Origin of the sequence: Vibrio sp. YT-17 (genome assembly GCF_033337375.1) — a bacterium.
In the GTDB taxonomy this organism is placed as follows: Bacteria; Pseudomonadota; Gammaproteobacteria; order Enterobacterales; family Vibrionaceae; genus Vibrio; species Vibrio alginolyticus.
This window is the reverse complement of sequence record NZ_JAWOQP010000013.1, coordinates 30,171-44,873: the sequence shown is the minus strand read 5'-3', so window position 1 is coordinate 44,873 and position 14,703 is coordinate 30,171. Positions and strand designations below refer to the sequence as shown.

11 protein-coding genes are annotated in these 14,703 nt (G+C 41.1%); 7 read left to right on the top strand and 4 right to left on the bottom strand.

Annotated features, from left to right (window positions below; genetic code table 11):
• Positions 1-109: 109 nt before the first annotated feature.
• A complete protein-coding gene (locus R7F67_RS13800; RefSeq protein WP_318057226.1) occupies positions 110-3,250 on the bottom strand; it encodes a multidrug efflux RND transporter permease subunit in 3,141 nt (1,046 codons plus the stop codon).
• Between the two features lie 12 nt (positions 3,251-3,262).
• Positions 3,263-4,432 carry an efflux RND transporter periplasmic adaptor subunit gene (locus R7F67_RS13795; protein WP_053304410.1) on the bottom strand — a complete coding sequence of 390 codons (1,170 nt, stop codon included), beginning with the start codon at positions 4,430-4,432 and terminating at the stop codon, positions 3,263-3,265.
• 378 nt (positions 4,433-4,810) lie between these two features.
• Between R7F67_RS13795 and R7F67_RS13790 the strand changes: the two genes are divergently transcribed.
• Positions 4,811-5,734 carry a LysR family transcriptional regulator gene (locus tag R7F67_RS13790; RefSeq protein WP_085570005.1) on the top strand — a complete coding sequence of 308 codons (924 nt, stop codon included), beginning with the start codon at positions 4,811-4,813 and terminating at the stop codon, positions 5,732-5,734.
• Between the two features lie 140 nt (positions 5,735-5,874).
• Positions 5,875-6,849: a porin gene (locus R7F67_RS13785; RefSeq protein WP_053304411.1), complete on the top strand. Its 975-nt coding sequence runs from the start codon at positions 5,875-5,877 to the stop codon at positions 6,847-6,849.
• Positions 6,850-7,459: 610 nt separating this feature from the next.
• Here the strand turns inward: R7F67_RS13785 and R7F67_RS13780 are convergent.
• A complete protein-coding gene (locus R7F67_RS13780) occupies positions 7,460-7,804 on the bottom strand; it encodes a DUF3316 domain-containing protein (RefSeq protein WP_005377323.1) in 345 nt (114 codons plus the stop codon).
• A 461-nt stretch (positions 7,805-8,265) separates the two neighbouring features.
• Between R7F67_RS13780 and R7F67_RS13775 the strand changes: the two genes are divergently transcribed.
• The 4 genes from R7F67_RS13775 (at position 8,266) to R7F67_RS13760 (ending at position 12,065) form a co-directional block, all read left to right on the top strand.
• Positions 8,266-9,054, top strand: a complete 789-nt coding sequence (locus tag R7F67_RS13775; protein ID WP_005377324.1) for a transporter substrate-binding domain-containing protein — start codon at positions 8,266-8,268, stop codon at positions 9,052-9,054.
• A gap of 135 nt (positions 9,055-9,189) precedes the next feature.
• Positions 9,190-10,137 (top strand): amino acid ABC transporter permease, encoded by a 948-nt coding sequence (locus R7F67_RS13770; protein WP_005377325.1) that lies wholly within the window; start codon positions 9,190-9,192, stop codon positions 10,135-10,137.
• 14 nt (positions 10,138-10,151) lie between these two features.
• Complete coding sequence (locus tag R7F67_RS13765; protein ID WP_005377326.1) at positions 10,152-10,886, top strand: amino acid ABC transporter ATP-binding protein; 735 nt, start codon at positions 10,152-10,154, stop codon at positions 10,884-10,886.
• Positions 10,887-11,162: 276 nt separating this feature from the next.
• Positions 11,163-12,065 carry a homocysteine S-methyltransferase family protein gene (locus R7F67_RS13760; RefSeq protein ID WP_053304412.1) on the top strand — a complete coding sequence of 301 codons (903 nt, stop codon included), beginning with the start codon at positions 11,163-11,165 and terminating at the stop codon, positions 12,063-12,065.
• A gap of 147 nt (positions 12,066-12,212) precedes the next feature.
• On the opposite strand, the gene R7F67_RS13755 is transcribed toward R7F67_RS13760, so the two are convergent.
• Positions 12,213-13,205 (bottom strand): zinc-binding dehydrogenase, encoded by a 993-nt coding sequence (locus R7F67_RS13755; RefSeq protein WP_225455482.1) that lies wholly within the window; start codon positions 13,203-13,205, stop codon positions 12,213-12,215.
• A 346-nt stretch (positions 13,206-13,551) separates the two neighbouring features.
• On the opposite strand from R7F67_RS13755, the gene R7F67_RS13750 reads away from it, so the two are divergent.
• A complete protein-coding gene (locus tag R7F67_RS13750) occupies positions 13,552-14,625 on the top strand; it encodes a permease (protein WP_306416663.1) in 1,074 nt (357 codons plus the stop codon).
• The last annotated feature ends 78 nt before the right edge of the window (positions 14,626-14,703 follow it).

The window sequence follows — 14,703 nt, the reverse complement described above, 5'->3', positions numbered from 1 at the left end:
CATGTATAACTGCTGCTCTGTCTAGAAATTATTAATATACTTAATAACCAAAAGAAAAGGGAGCAATAGCTCCCTTTAGTATGAATTTAAATGAGTATTTATATTATGGTTATAGTGTTTGACGTTTTTTGTTTCGACTGACTAACATATAAAAAACAGGTGTGAGTAGTAATCCAAATACCGTTACGCCTACCATACCCGAGAATACGGCAATACCCATTGCTTGTCGCATTTCCGCTCCGGCCCCTGTACCAATCATTAATGGAATAACACCAGCGGTAAATGCAATTGATGTCATTAGAATCGGTCGAAGACGTAAACGACATGCTTCCAAAATCGCTGATAAGGTATCTTGGCCATTGTCTTTAAGTTCTTTAGCGAACTCCACCATCAAGATGGCATTTTTACACGCTAGAGCCACAAGGACAATCAAAGCAATTTGTGTGAATATATTGTTGTCACCACCAATGAACCAAACACCTGCTAGTGCAGAAAAAATGGTCATAGGAACGATCAAAATGATAGCGAATGGCAGTTTTAAACTCTCGTACTGCGAAGCTAGCACCATGAAAACTAACAAAACAACAAGTGGGAATATATACACCATCGTGTTACCAGCCAAAATCTGCTGGTAGGTTACATCAGTCCATTCATAAACCATTCCCTCTGCTAGGTTTTGATCCAGTACTTCCTCAATAGCCGTTTGGGCTTGGTCAGAGCTGTAACCAAAAGCAGGACTGCCGTTTAGTTCTGCACTAGGGTAGCCGTTATAGTGCATCACGCGGTCAGGCCCAATCGTGGGTATGATCTCCAGTACAGCGCCGAGAGGAACCATTTTTCCGGCAGCATTTCTTACTTTGTAATTAAGTATTTGGTCAGGTTCGAGACGATAGTTCATGTCTGCCTGGGCATTCACTTTGTATGTTCTACCAAACATATTGAAGTCATTGACGTATAACGATCCTAAATAAACTTGAAGCGCATCAAAAACCTGCTCTAGAGGAACACCTTGCAGCATCGCTTGTTCACGATCTATTTGGATGTCCATCTGCGGCACTTGTATGCGAAATGTAGAATATAATCCCATCAGCTCGGGTCTTGTTGATGCCTCACTTATTATCAAGTTCAATTGCTTGAAGAGCTCATCAAACCCTTTGTTCGCACGGTCTTCGATTTGAAGTTTAAAGCCGCCAGTAGAGCCAAGTCCTTGGATTGGTGGTGGTGGAAAAATCGCAACGAAGGCTTCATCAATGATTGAAAAGCTCTTATTCAAAGATGCAACAATCGCATTTGCTCCGAGAGTTGGATCATTTCGTTTATCGAAGTCCTCAAGCGTAACAAAAACGATGCCACTATTCGGACTGTTAGTAAAACCATTGACCGATAAGCCTGGGAAAGAAATGGCTTGTGCTACGCCAGGTGTTGCCAGCGCGAGGTTTTCCATTTCTTTAATAACGGACTCTGTTCGATCTAAACTTGCTGCATCTGGAAGTTGGGCGATCGCAACTAAATACTGCTTATCTTGTTGAGGAATGAATCCTCCAGGAACAGTTTTGAATAGAGAAACCGTTCCCCCGAGTAACGCAATGTATACCACCACAACAACAAGGCTATAGCGAATCAGCTTCTTGACCAGAGCTTGATATTGGTTCGAGCTATACTCAAAAATTCTATTGAATAGCGCAAAAACATACTTACCAAAAACCGCATCCAAGAGCTTGGTTAGCCGATCGGGTTTTGCGTTCTTATCTTGTAATAGCAGTGCTGATAAAGCAGGCGATAACGTCAACGAGTTAATTGCTGAAATAATCGTCGAGATCGTAATTGTTAGTGCGAACTGCTTATAAAACTGACCGGATAACCCTGTAATAAAGGTCGTCGGGATGAACACCGCACATAACACTAAAGCAATTGCAATAATTGGCCCGGTAACTTCGGTCATTGCTTGTTTCGTTGCTTCTAGTGGTGCAAGTCCATTATGGATGTTCCGTTCCACGTTTTCGACGACGACAATGGCGTCATCGACGACGATGCCTATGGCGAGAACAAGCCCAAACAACGAAAGCGTGTTAATCGATACTCCAAGCATTTGCATTACGGCGAACGTACCGATTAATGAAACAGGCACCGCAATGATAGGGATGATAGACGCGCGCCATGTTTGCAAAAACAAAATGACTACGACAACAACAAGTACAATTGCCTCTAGCAGAGTATGAACCACCGCGTCTATCGAACCACGAACAAAGACGGTCGGGTCGTAGGCTATTTCATATGAAACTCCAGCTGGAAAGGCTGTTTGTAAACGGTCCATGGTTGAACGAACCTGATTAGATAGCTCAATAGCATTAGCACCAGGGCGCTGGAATACGGGCATCGCCACCGCTGGTTTACCATTTAACAAGGCGCGCAGTGCATAAGAGTTTTGACCTAGCTCTACGCGTGCAACGTCTTTAAGACGTGTCAAAGCCCCTGTTTCGTCAACTTTTACTACAATGTCGTTGAATTCATCAATATTCTCCAAGCGGCCTTTTACGTTCAACAAAACTTGGAATTGGTTTTCATTAGCGGCTGGTTGCGCACCTAATGAGCCTGCTGCCACCTGTTGGTTTTGAGATCGGACGGCGGAGACAACGTCCATTACGGTTAGATTTCTAGAAGCGAGCTCATCTGGATTTAACCACAAGCGCATTGAGTACTCGTCACCACCGAAAAGGCGCACATCACCGACGCCTCCGAGCCGAGCTATCTCATCTTTCAAGTTTAAATTAGCGTAGTTAGCTAAATAACTGACTTCACGGCTAGAATCTGGAGAATATATATGCACAACCATAGTGAGATCAGGAGAGGCTTTTTCGGCAACAACTCCTAACCGTTGGACGGCTTCTGGTAATCGGGGCAAAGCTGTAGTGACGCGGTTTTGAATTTGAACCTGAGCTTTGTCCAAGTCCGTACCTAAAGCAAAGGTTACGGTCAATGTCATTCTGCCGTCACTGGTTGCCTGCGAAAACATATATAACATGTTTTCTGTACCATTAATTTCTTGCTCCAGAGGCGTAGCAACTGTTTCTGCGATTACTTTTGGGTTCGCACCAGGATAGTTTGCTGTAACTACCACTGTAGGAGGGACAACCTCTGGATATTCACTCACAGGCAACTGTAAAAGTGAAATTGCGCCTACTATTAATATCAATAGCGATAACATAGAGGCAAATATGGGTCTTTGAATAAAAAAGTGTGCAAATTTCATTCGGTTGTCTTCTTAGTCTTGAGCTAAACGTTTGTTTGGCAACGATGTTGAGTTTGAAGCCATAATCAATGAAGTGTTGCTAATATCTAGCGTGACATTTTTTGGTGTGACTTTGCTATTTGGGCCAACTTTTGCTGGGCCATTTACCGCAATAATTGAGTCGGCGTTCAAGCCATTCTCGATGGCACGAAATGTTCCGTAACGTTCGCCTAAGGTTACGATGCTGTATTGCAACGTATTCTCTTCATTGAGTGTTAATACAAAGCGGTTTTCTAGATCTGTGCCAATAGAACGCTCTGGAACGAGAACTCGTTCAACTGGTTTGGTTGTTGATATCTGAACTCGGCCAAACGATCCCACTTTTAAGTTTGATTTTGTTGCATCGAATACCGCTCGAACCTGCAAAGTACCGGTGTTTTCGTTGATGGAGTTGTCGACAAAGTCAACGCGTCCAAAAAACTCTTGCCCATTTTGTCCAGATAGTTCAAGACGAGTAGGTAAGTTAGAGTCGGCATTGATTGTCGAGAAGTAACGGTTCCAAGTTCGCTCATCGACATCAAAGTATGCATATACCTGATCGTTAGAGACAATGTTTGATATAACGCTTTGATTTGCGTTTACATTGTTTCCTTTAGTAATGAATGCTCTTGAAATAGTGCCGCTAATAGGGGCATATATCTTCGTAAACTCAAGATCTAACTTTGCGGATTCTAACTGAGCACGCAAAGCCATTAGTTCTGCAGAGCGTTGTTTTACTGCGGTATCTCGGGCCTCTGCTTGTTCCGCTGAGATGGCCTTTCGCTTAACAAGTTGAGCGGCTCTCTTTTGTTCGTTTGCTGCTTGCTCTAGCGCAGCTCGAGCACTCTTAACTTGCGCTTCAAGTCGTGAGACCTGAGCTTTGAAGGTTCGATCATCAAGAGTGACGAGTAAGTCGCCTTTGTTGACACTCTGTCCGTCTTTGAACTCTACCGTTTCAATAACACCGGAAACGCGTGGCATTAAAGAAACTTTCTCTGGGGCTTGGAGCCTTGTTGTAAAGGTGAACCACGATTGAACGGGCTCATAGATGACTTTGGAGACGTCTATCGTAGGTAAGGGAGTATTAGGTTGTTTGGTTATCTCTTCGTCTGCACAAGCAGCTAAAACGGATAAAAGGCCAATGCCGAAAACTTTCTTTAACATTTGTCGCGCCCTAAATGATTCTGTTCATACTAAAAGGAACGGCATTGTATTCATTGTACCTATGGGTAAATAGGCCCTCAGCGAACATAGAGTAGTGATAAAAATGCACGATTAAATATTGGTCAAAATGCTCATTTTTTGGTTTGAAAAAGATCAGTTTAGGGTTTTAAAGACGTGGAGTATTGTTAAATGTAATAAGCCATAATAGATAGGAATAACTAAACAGAAGCTAAAGATAGCGACGAAAATTAAAGCGTTTTTAATTCGTGCATTATTTGCAATTCACTGATGCAATTTGAACCATAAAAAATTGAAATTAATTTTGTAAAATCCATTTCCCATCACATAAAGAATAAAAACTAAATAAGGAATTGTGCAGTGGATCTCGCAAGCCAACTTGAATTACTACTGGATGTCTCTGAATACGGAACTTTTGCTAAGGCTGCTGACAGAAATCATATAGATCGTTCAGCTTTGTCAAAACAGATCAAAAAGCTAGAGGATGAATTGGGCTTACGGCTGTTAAACCGTTCCACGCGTTCGCTATCCCTGACCAATGCAGGTGTTGAGATGGTGGCGCAAGCCAAGAAAGTAAGAGAGGTTCTAACCGAAACTCGTAGTATTGCTGCTACATTTCAGGATGAACCGAAGGGTAACTTGAAAATATCAAGCTCCACTTTCTTTGGCAGAGCATACTTAAATCAGGCAGTTAAAGAGTTTATAAAACAGTACCCAAACATTACTGTAGAGCTGCTGCTCGATGATAATCGAGTCGACGTTATCCACGAAGGTTTTGATGTTGTGTTTCGTATCGGACCAATCCGAGAGTCCAACATGATAGTGCGTAAGTTGGCAAGCAATAATATGGCACTGGTTGCATCGAAGAGTTTTATTGACAAGTATGGAGCCCCGAGCTCTCCAGAAGAGCTTATAAAAATGCCAGCAGTAATATACTCTAATGCTAACTTTAAGGCGGATAAGCTACGTATAGCGCCAAGCCAGTCATCAAGCGACGTTAGAACGTATAATATCAACGGGCAGTACTTCGTGAATGAAACTGAGTTAATGCTCGATGCCGTAAAATCTGATCTAGGGTATGCTTTAATAGGGCAGTTCTTTCTTCAGGAGAGTTTGAGTAAACAAGATCTTGTCCAGTTGCTTCCTGATTATAATCTTCCCGCAATAGGAGAAATATATGCAATGTATACTCACCGAAATCAACAACCATTAGCCAAACTGTTCATTGATACTGTTCAAAAAATAATAGGGACACCTCCTGTTTGGATGGATTATCTCAACTAATATGAGTACTAGGACATAATGTTTTAGATTGAGGGCTTGTTTATATTTATCCATAGAATATGGTTGAATTTGCACTTTAAAAATAATTGCCACTGTTCATAATTTCACTCGATTCAAACAACACAAGTAGTGGTAATTAAATGAAAATGACAAGAACGTCGATCGCAATCGCTGCACTTTTCTCTGCAAGTGCTGCAAATTCAGCCATAGTTTATGAAGATCAAGAATCAGTGTTAAATATTCATGGACGAGCGCAAGGGATGTATTATTTCTCTGATGATAAAAATGCTGACGGAGATAATAGCTACATTCGTGTAGGACTTTCAGGTGAGTCTAAAATAAATGAAGATCTTTATGCCTTCGGCTTATATGAGTTGGAATTTAAGTCTAATCGCAGAGATGCTGATGGGATTGAAGATGATGAATTTGATATCCGAAAAGGCTATGTAGGAGTTGGTGCAGATTACGGAACAGTAAGTTATGGACGTCAATACGGTGCGGTCACTTTAGTATCTGACTACACGGATATTTTCCCGGAGTTTGGTAATGAAGCTGCTGGCGTAAGTGCGGATCTATATGGTACCGGTCGCTCCGATTCAGTATTTAAGCTAACGACAAGCTATGAAGGTTTGAATATTCATGTTAGCTATCAGGCTGAAAACGATGAAGTGTCAACAGATGCAGCCTCTTATGGTGCGGCGGCTGACTACAAGTTGCCATATGGCTTCAAAGTTGCGCTTGGTTACAACGAAGGTGAAGGGCAATCGGGTGCAGAAGATGCAGAGCTGCTAACGGGTGCTATTGCATTTGAATACGACAAGTTTTATGCCTCTGTTTTATACAGTGATGGTGAAAACTGGGCTAAAGATGGTTCTGAAAGTAATATTGATTACACCGGTATTGAAGCAGTTGCCACTTATGAAGTAACAGATAAGCTTTGGGCACTAGTTGGCTATAACAATCTAGAGCGTGATGATGAAGATGTCGTCGATTACTACTCACTAGGTGCAGAGTACGATTTGACTTCTAATTTTAAAGCACTAGCAGAATACAGAATTACAGATGTAGACAATGAAGACGATATTCTTGCAATAGCTGCGAGATATTCATTCTAAAAAATTAATAAAGCTAAAAAGCCTGAAACTATTTTCAGGCTTTTTTATTTATCGGTGTAATTTCATAAGTGCTGATTTTCATCCATATATAATGGATTATATTGATCGTTACTTGTTTAAGTGTTTTGAATATAATTGTTTTGTTAGCTAGTCCACTGCTAGTTTTCATTTTCATATTTTTTGAATGATGATTTTTTCTTTGGCAACAAGAAGTATCTTGTTGCCTTTTTTATTTTCACGCTTTATGGTTAATTAAAAAGAAAAGAGTAGCTTTATATATTGCTATAAACGAGAAAAATGTAACGACAATTGTCGATCTTAGATTTAGTTAATCTTCATAGAAAATTAAACTCAATTTCAAGTGTCTTTTTCATTTAAGTGATGTGGAATCCATATGGCGAACCAAGCGAATGACAAAGCGCCAAACGACGAAATGTATCTCAATGAAGATTGGAAAAATGATTTTTATGTAAAACGATAGAGGTAGGGATTGATACTGTTTACGTAAGGAGAGAGCGATTTATGAAAAGCAGTCGTTTCAATGTGATTAGACACCTTTACTTTCTTAAAATAGGAAGGGCTCTAAGAAAGTAAAGGTGCAGATGATTTTTTAGTTTTTACCGCCGTCACTTGTTCTGAAGTGATAATCGAAGTTTATGATTGCACGATATTTAACTTCATCACGGTTAAGTGCGTATTCTTCAACTCTCACCTTACTATCATCGATTGCAATATCACGAGGGAAACCGCTTCCAATGATGTTTAGACGATTTCTAAGTTCATGTTTTGATAGCGTTTGGTATTCATCGACAAGATCAAACGCAGAGCTATAAGCGGCATCTTTTGTCGTAAAGTCATTGAGAACAACTTTGTTTGTAGAGTGTTCGACATGAATACCAGCAGTAGCAGATAAACTGAATAATAATAGTGATGAGAGCGTCATTAGTTTTTTCATATAGTCACCTTTTTATTTGTATTACAAAGTCAAGATGTCCAACGAATCCTTGTTAATATCTCTCGACAAAGGTGATAGTGCCATTATAGAAATGTGCTGTACATCACATTTGTGACCATTGACTATGGAAGAATTGTCAACAATAAAACTCAAGCACTTTTGACATTACGGTCAATGTGAAAAAGCGAATATCTGTATGGTTTCGTTAATAATTAAACCACTCTCGGAAACGCTGACTATTCAGTCAAAGCGTATGTTTCTTGTCGTTATAGTGACCTGCCTACAACTTAATCACTTAATGCATGCAATTCAATTGCAATGGCTTGGTATAGATTTTCATTCAGATCTTCCAGCGTAGTAACGATCCTACAAATTCTAGTGATTAAAAAGTCATTATTTGTGGTTTTTTATTCTATTGTCGTGTATAAAAAAACTTTACAACAAATGATAAAGGAATATCCATGAAAAAGTTATTGTGTTTTGCTGCACTGGGGTTAGCTGTTTCGACGACGGTTAATGCAGACCCAATTTTAGACGACATCAAAAGTACAGGGGAGCTAAAAGTCTGCTTTGATTCTGGGTATATGCCTTTTGAAATGACAGCAAAAAATGGGCAGTACATCGGGTTTGATATCGATTTGGGTAAGCAAATGGCGCGTGCCATGGATGTTAAGTTTGTGCCGGTAAACACTTCATGGGATGGCATTATCCCAACACTGTTGACTGGTAAGTGTCACATGATTATGGGCGGGATGACTATCACACCTATGCGAAATACTCAGGTGAATTTCGCTGATCCCTATGTGGTTATTGGCCAATCCATTCTCGTAGATCTCAAACATGAAGGTAAAGTGTCTAGTTACCGTGATCTCAATAGTCCAGAATATGTTGTTGCAACTAAGCTTGGGACAACGGGTGAGCAAGCGGTAAAACGATACCTTCCGAAAGCTAAGATAAATCTATACGAAACTCAGTCTGAAGCGGTACTTGAGGTTGCCAACGGAAAGGTAGATGCGTTTGTTTATGACTTTCCTTACAACTCTATTTATGTGGCGGAAAACAAAGGGCAGTTAATGCACTTGGCTAAACCGTTTACTTACGAGCCTTTGGGTTGGGCTGTGCCGCAAGGAAATCCAGATACGCTCAACTTCTTAAACAACTATTTACGTCAAATTAAGGGCGATGGAACTTACGATCGCATTTACGATAAGTGGTTTAACGACGATAAATGGTTAAAGCAAGTCAAGTAATCATATTGTTATTGTAGAGGAGCGGTTAGCTTCTGGCTTGGTTCATCGCCAACCAAACGGTTCGCGCTGTGAAGCTAACGCTTTTCTTTATTCAAATACCCAACCAACTTTAATCAAAGTCATTCTCGGAATCACATGCAAAATAACTTTAAATCCCTATTGTGGAACGCTGTTTTTGTTCTTGTTTTGCTATCAATTTGCGGTCTTGTCTATCTGTCAGGTAAGCGAATCGATTACAGCTGGAATTGGGAGCGTGTCCTTCCTTATATTGCCACTAACGCTGCTTCATCCATTACCGCGCCTGTCGATGGGAACATCATTCTCGACGAGAATAACCAACTGGCTCTGGAAAGTATTCATGGTGATATTGTTCTTGAACTAAGCCAATATAAGTCTGTCGACGTCTATGAAGGTGATCTTATTTTTGAAGGAGATACCTTAGCAACTATAAAAGAGTGGCGCTCTGGCCCAATTTTAGATGGTGTTGTGACGACCATTAAAATCTCACTCTGGTCACTTATCATTGCTCTAGCGTTGGGCTTAGTTGTCGGACTAATGCGCATATCCAGCAATCCGGCATTAAAAAAGCTGGCGCTTGTGTATGTCGAGGTTATTCGTGGAACGCCTCTTTTAGTACAGATTTTTATCGTTTACTTCTTTATTGGTACTGTGCTTGACCTTGAGCGTTTTACTGCGGGAGTGATAGCGCTCTCCGTGTTTACCGCTGCTTATGTCGCAGAAATTGTGCGGTCAGGAATCCAGTCAATCCCAAGAGGACAAATGGAAGCGGCGCGTTCACTAGGAATGAATTATCCCAAAGCGATGATTTATGTCATTTTACCTCAAGCGTTTAAGCAGACATTACCTCCCTTAGCCGGGCAGTTTATCAACCTGATAAAAGATTCCTCACTCGTCTCCGTGATCTCGATTACTGATCTGACAAAAGCGGGCAGGGAAGTCGTAAGTGGTAGTTTTGCCCCATTTGAAGTTTGGTTTACCGTTGCGGCCCTTTATTTGCTTCTAACTAGTACCTTATCTTGGGCAATACAAACGTTAGAAAAGAAATTGGCAGCAAGTGATTAATGGTGGAGTCATTAATGGAATACATTATTTCAGCAAAAACAATTAATAAAATTTACCCTAATGGCTGCCATGCGCTCAAGGACGTATCGGTAAATGTAGAAAAAGGGGAAGTGATTGTCATCGTAGGACCGTCAGGTTCTGGTAAGTCAACATTCTTACGGACGATTAATCAATTAGAGACAATAAATAGTGGGTCTATTATCGTAGATGGTATCGATATGTACCACAAATCTACGGATATCAATAAACTACGCGCTGATGTGGGCATGGTATTTCAAGGCTTCAACCTTTTTCCACATAAAACGGCGATAGAGAACGTCATGTTAGCACCTTTAAAGGTTTCTAAACGTGACCCTGAATCGGTGAAGAAAGAAGCAAAAGATTTGCTTTATAAAGTCGGTCTGTCGGAGAGAATGGATAATTATCCTAATCATTTATCAGGTGGACAGCAGCAGCGCGTCGCAATCGCTCGTGCGTTAGCAATGAAGCCCAACATTATGTTGTTTGATGAACCCACATCAGCACTAGACCCTGAAATGGTTGGAGAAGTTCTTGATGTGATGAAAGATTTGGCCAAGGACGGAATGACCATGGTCGTGGTTACTCATGAAATGGGTTTCGCAAAAGAGGTCGCTGATAGGGTGTTGTTTATGGAAGATGGTGAGCTTTTGGTTTCTGACTCTCCTGAGCGATTTTTTGATAACCCCTCCAATCCTAGATTGCAGAAATTTTTATCTAAGGTCTTATAATAAAAAGAAAATTTGATTGAGGGTTAGCCCCTCAATCACTTCATGCACTATTGTGGCTCGTAACGTTCGCCTCGCCGAGAGACATAGATAATGGGCTTTTTACTCGAAGTTAATGGCGATAACATTAGCTTGGTCCGAATGAAAGGTCTGGTAAATACTAAAGTGTTTAATCAGCCATTAAGTCTTTGTTCACTTTAAACATAACAATTTCATTTTGAATTGATAAAAATTGTGTTTGAATAGAGCTTATGGATGTTTGGCGGTATGGATGTCTAAATGAAGAAAGTAACAATTTTAGATGGTGGCATGGGGCGAGAGTTGAAACGTATTGGCGCCCCTTTTTCTCAGCCGCTTTGGAGTGCACAAGCGCTAATTGAATCACCACAACATGTAAAAATGGCCCATGAGAATTTCATAGACGCTGGCGCAGAGATTATCACTGTTAACAGTTATGCATGTGTCCCATTTCACTTAGGCGAGGAACTCTATGCAAAACGGGGGACTGAGTTAGCAAAATCTGCAGCTAAAATTGCCAGAGATGTAGTCACCAGCTCTAACGATAGAGTGCTCGTTGCGGGCTCTCTTCCTCCTGTAATGGGGTCTTACAGGCCTGAATTATTCGAGCCGAAAAGGGCACTGGAAGTGGCTTCTGAGTTATTTGAAGCTCAAGATCAATATGTTGATATTTGGTTAGCTGAGACCGTGTCTAGCCTCGCTGAAGTTGAAGTTCTATCAATAATTTTAGCCAAAACAGATAAGCCCAATTATATTGCTTTCACCTTAATGGATGAGCCTAACTCTTTGCCTCGCCTTCGCTCAGGGGAATCTCTTAAAGTCGCGGTTAATACGCTGTTGAAAACAAATGTTTCAGGTATCTTTTTCAATTGCTCTATTCCTGAAGTTGTCGAGCAAGCGATCATAGATACACAAGCAGTATTGAGTGAGTCAGGTAGAGAATTGACGATAGGTGTTTTCGCAAATAGCTTTGCTCCGATAAAGCAAGCGCACCAAGCCAACGAGACCATTCAGGAAGTTCGCCATTTCTCTCCGACTGAATATCTTGAGTATGCTAAAAAGTGGCATGCGCAGGGAGCAAGCATTATTGGTGGTTGCTGTGGGATTGAACCACGTCATATTAAATTGCTAGCGACTTGGAGAGACACTCTCGAAAACGCCTAATTTTGGTGAAGCGCAGGGAAGTATGGCAAGAGGTTTTGTTTTTCATTCATCGTTATAGACAAAATAAAGGTCTTTCATATCTGGCAAAGTAACAAGATGCTTTAACTTGCTCATTACTTTGCCAGTTTGCCTCGAGATCTTTATTAATTATTTTTGGTTCAGATTAACGACAATCTTTCCAACTGTTCTCTGATTTCGCATGTCCAAGAGTGCGTTACCTACATCCTCTAAGCCGATGATCTTCAGTTTCGGTACTTCCAATTCTCCATTTTCTAATAGCTCAGACACTTCCTTTCCGGCATTAACGATACTTGCAAACCCTCTCTCGCCAAAGACATGACCAGAGCCCAAACTTATTTGGTGGAAGCCCAAGCCTTTTAAGAAGGCATCTGGATATTGAGAAGGGTCGACAGTCTTGACGAGCTCCACCATTTCGCCCTCAAAGGTTAACACCGAGGTTGCAATTCGGTCGTTATCACCGCCTACACAATCGAGTGCAACCTCAACGCCATGATTTCCGGTAATGTCCATTACTCGCTGAACTACATCTTCATGATGATAATCAATCATATGGGTTGCTCCTAACGAGGACAAATATGCGTGATTAGCTTCTGAACTAGTAGCAATGATCTGTTCAACACCAAATGTCTTTGCTAACTGAATAGCAAAGCTTCCAACGCCGCCAGCACCTCCGGCGATAAAAATGCTGCTTCGATTTGAAATATCGAGCTTGTCTACCAAAGCGCGATATGCGGTCCAGGCTGCACAAGGTGTAGATGCTGCTACTTCAACCGGAACCTGAGGGTGCTTTATGAGCGTTCTTGAATCATGGATAGCAAATTCAGCGAATCCACCGTGATGGCGTCTCATGTTTCCGTGATACAACACTTTATCGCCAACCTTCCAATCAACGACCGCATCGCCTACAGAGACTATTTCTCCTGATACGTCTAACCCGCCAACAAAATTGTTATCCATGTTAGTGACCATGTCTGACCAATAATGAATTTTTGCATCGACAGGGTTCAAACCAACAGCGTTAACTTTAACCAATACATCAAATTGGGTTTCTAGTTTTGGTGTAGGTAATTCGGATAAAGAGAAAGTATCGTTATCTCGTTGGTAAGTTATCGCTCTCATAGGTTTTCCTTATTATTAAGAATGGTCGAAAGTCATACTAACTCAGAGGGTGCTGCTGCAATAATTATGGTTTTTTCTTATTTTGATAATTTTAGGTTATGTTTGATAAAAAGGATTCGAGATGCTCTGAAATTATCATCGACAACCAGTCTGCATAGCTAACGACATGTAACTTTATGATAAGTAATGACTAGTTTTATTATTCCATTTTTATGGAAATATTTTATTGATCTTTTGTTTTGTGATTCTATAATTCCAAAAATGTCGAAATAAAGGCTTGTCTATCAGGTAAGCTTGTTAGCGAAAAATGACGAGGAGAGTAAATGTGAATACAGAAATTATAACTATGGCTAAAGAAGCGCTGGATATGTTTGCGTTTCTAGCAACCGAACTTATCATCTTATTTCTGGCAATTAGCTACATTGTCGGTGTGTTGCAAGATTTTCTAACGCCAGAAAAAATTCAATCTATTCTCAGCTCGAAAAAGGGTAAAGGTTACTTCATTGCTGCGTTGCTAGGTTCGATTACGCCTTTCTGTTCGTGTTCGACCATTCCTTTCTTAAAAGGCTTGTTGCGTGCAAGAGCAGGTTTTGGACCTATGATGGTGTTCCTATTTGCAAGCCCGTTGCTTAACCCAGTGATTATTGGCTTGTTTGTGGTGACTTTTGGTTGGAAAGTTGCGGTATTTTACTTTGCTATTGCGATGTCAGTATCAGTGGTAGCAGGCTATGTACTTGAAAAACTAGGGTTTGAACGTTACGTCAAACCAGAAGCATATCAAGCGGTAGGTTCTTCTTCGTGCGGTACTTCTTGTGGAGATTCAAGCAAGAAAAAAGAAGAAGCGAGACCAGCATCAAGCTGTGATACCAGCGCCTGCAATGAACCTACGCCAGTTGCGGCGAAAACATCTTGTTGTGGTGATGTACCAAAACCTGAACCTAAAGTGGAAGTATCTTGCTGTTCATCAGACGGTAGTGCAACAGCGACAGTCGTGGAAGAGAAAGAGCCTAGCCGCTGGGTACGTATTTGGCAATCAACTTGGAAAGACTTTAAGCAAGTGTTCCCTTATCTCATGATGGGCATTGCGATTGGTTCATTTATCTATGGCTTCATCCCGACGGAGTTCATTGCGGAGTTCGCTGGTGAAGCGAAGTGGTACGCGATTCCGGTCGCAGCAATCATTGGTATTCCATTGTACATCCGTGCAGAGGCGGTCATTCCACTTAGCGCGGCACTAGTACAAAAAGGTATGGCTCTTGGATCTGTTATGGCGCTTATTATTGGTAGTGCTGGCGCAAGTCTTACAGAAGTGATTTTGTTGAAATCAATTTTTAAGAACCAAATGATCGCTGCCTTCCTAATCGTTATCTTAACGATGGCCATGGGAGCGGGTTACTTATATAGCTGGGCTTTTTTATAAAAATAACCCTCGGGCGATTGCTCGAGGGCTCTGTTTTTGTCGCCATATAGGGAAAGGGAAGTTTCCTATACCGCGCAG

Coding starts and splice junctions, on each gene's coding strand:
- R7F67_RS13800 (WP_318057226.1), bottom strand. CDS start 3,250: ATGAAATTTGCACACTTTTTTATTCAAAGACCCATATTTGCCTCTATG.
- R7F67_RS13795 (WP_053304410.1), bottom strand. CDS start 4,432: ATGTTAAAGAAAGTTTTCGGCATTGGCCTTTTATCCGTTTTAGCTGCT.
- R7F67_RS13785 (WP_053304411.1), top strand. CDS start 5,875: ATGAAAATGACAAGAACGTCGATCGCAATCGCTGCACTTTTCTCTGCA.
- R7F67_RS13780 (WP_005377323.1), bottom strand. CDS start 7,804: ATGAAAAAACTAATGACGCTCTCATCACTATTATTATTCAGTTTATCT.
- R7F67_RS13775 (WP_005377324.1), top strand. CDS start 8,266: ATGAAAAAGTTATTGTGTTTTGCTGCACTGGGGTTAGCTGTTTCGACG.
- R7F67_RS13770 (WP_005377325.1), top strand. CDS start 9,190: ATGCAAAATAACTTTAAATCCCTATTGTGGAACGCTGTTTTTGTTCTT.
- R7F67_RS13765 (WP_005377326.1), top strand. CDS start 10,152: ATGGAATACATTATTTCAGCAAAAACAATTAATAAAATTTACCCTAAT.
- R7F67_RS13760 (WP_053304412.1), top strand. CDS start 11,163: ATGAAGAAAGTAACAATTTTAGATGGTGGCATGGGGCGAGAGTTGAAA.
- R7F67_RS13755 (WP_225455482.1), bottom strand. CDS start 13,205: ATGAGAGCGATAACTTACCAACGAGATAACGATACTTTCTCTTTATCC.
- R7F67_RS13750 (WP_306416663.1), top strand. CDS start 13,552: ATGGCTAAAGAAGCGCTGGATATGTTTGCGTTTCTAGCAACCGAACTT.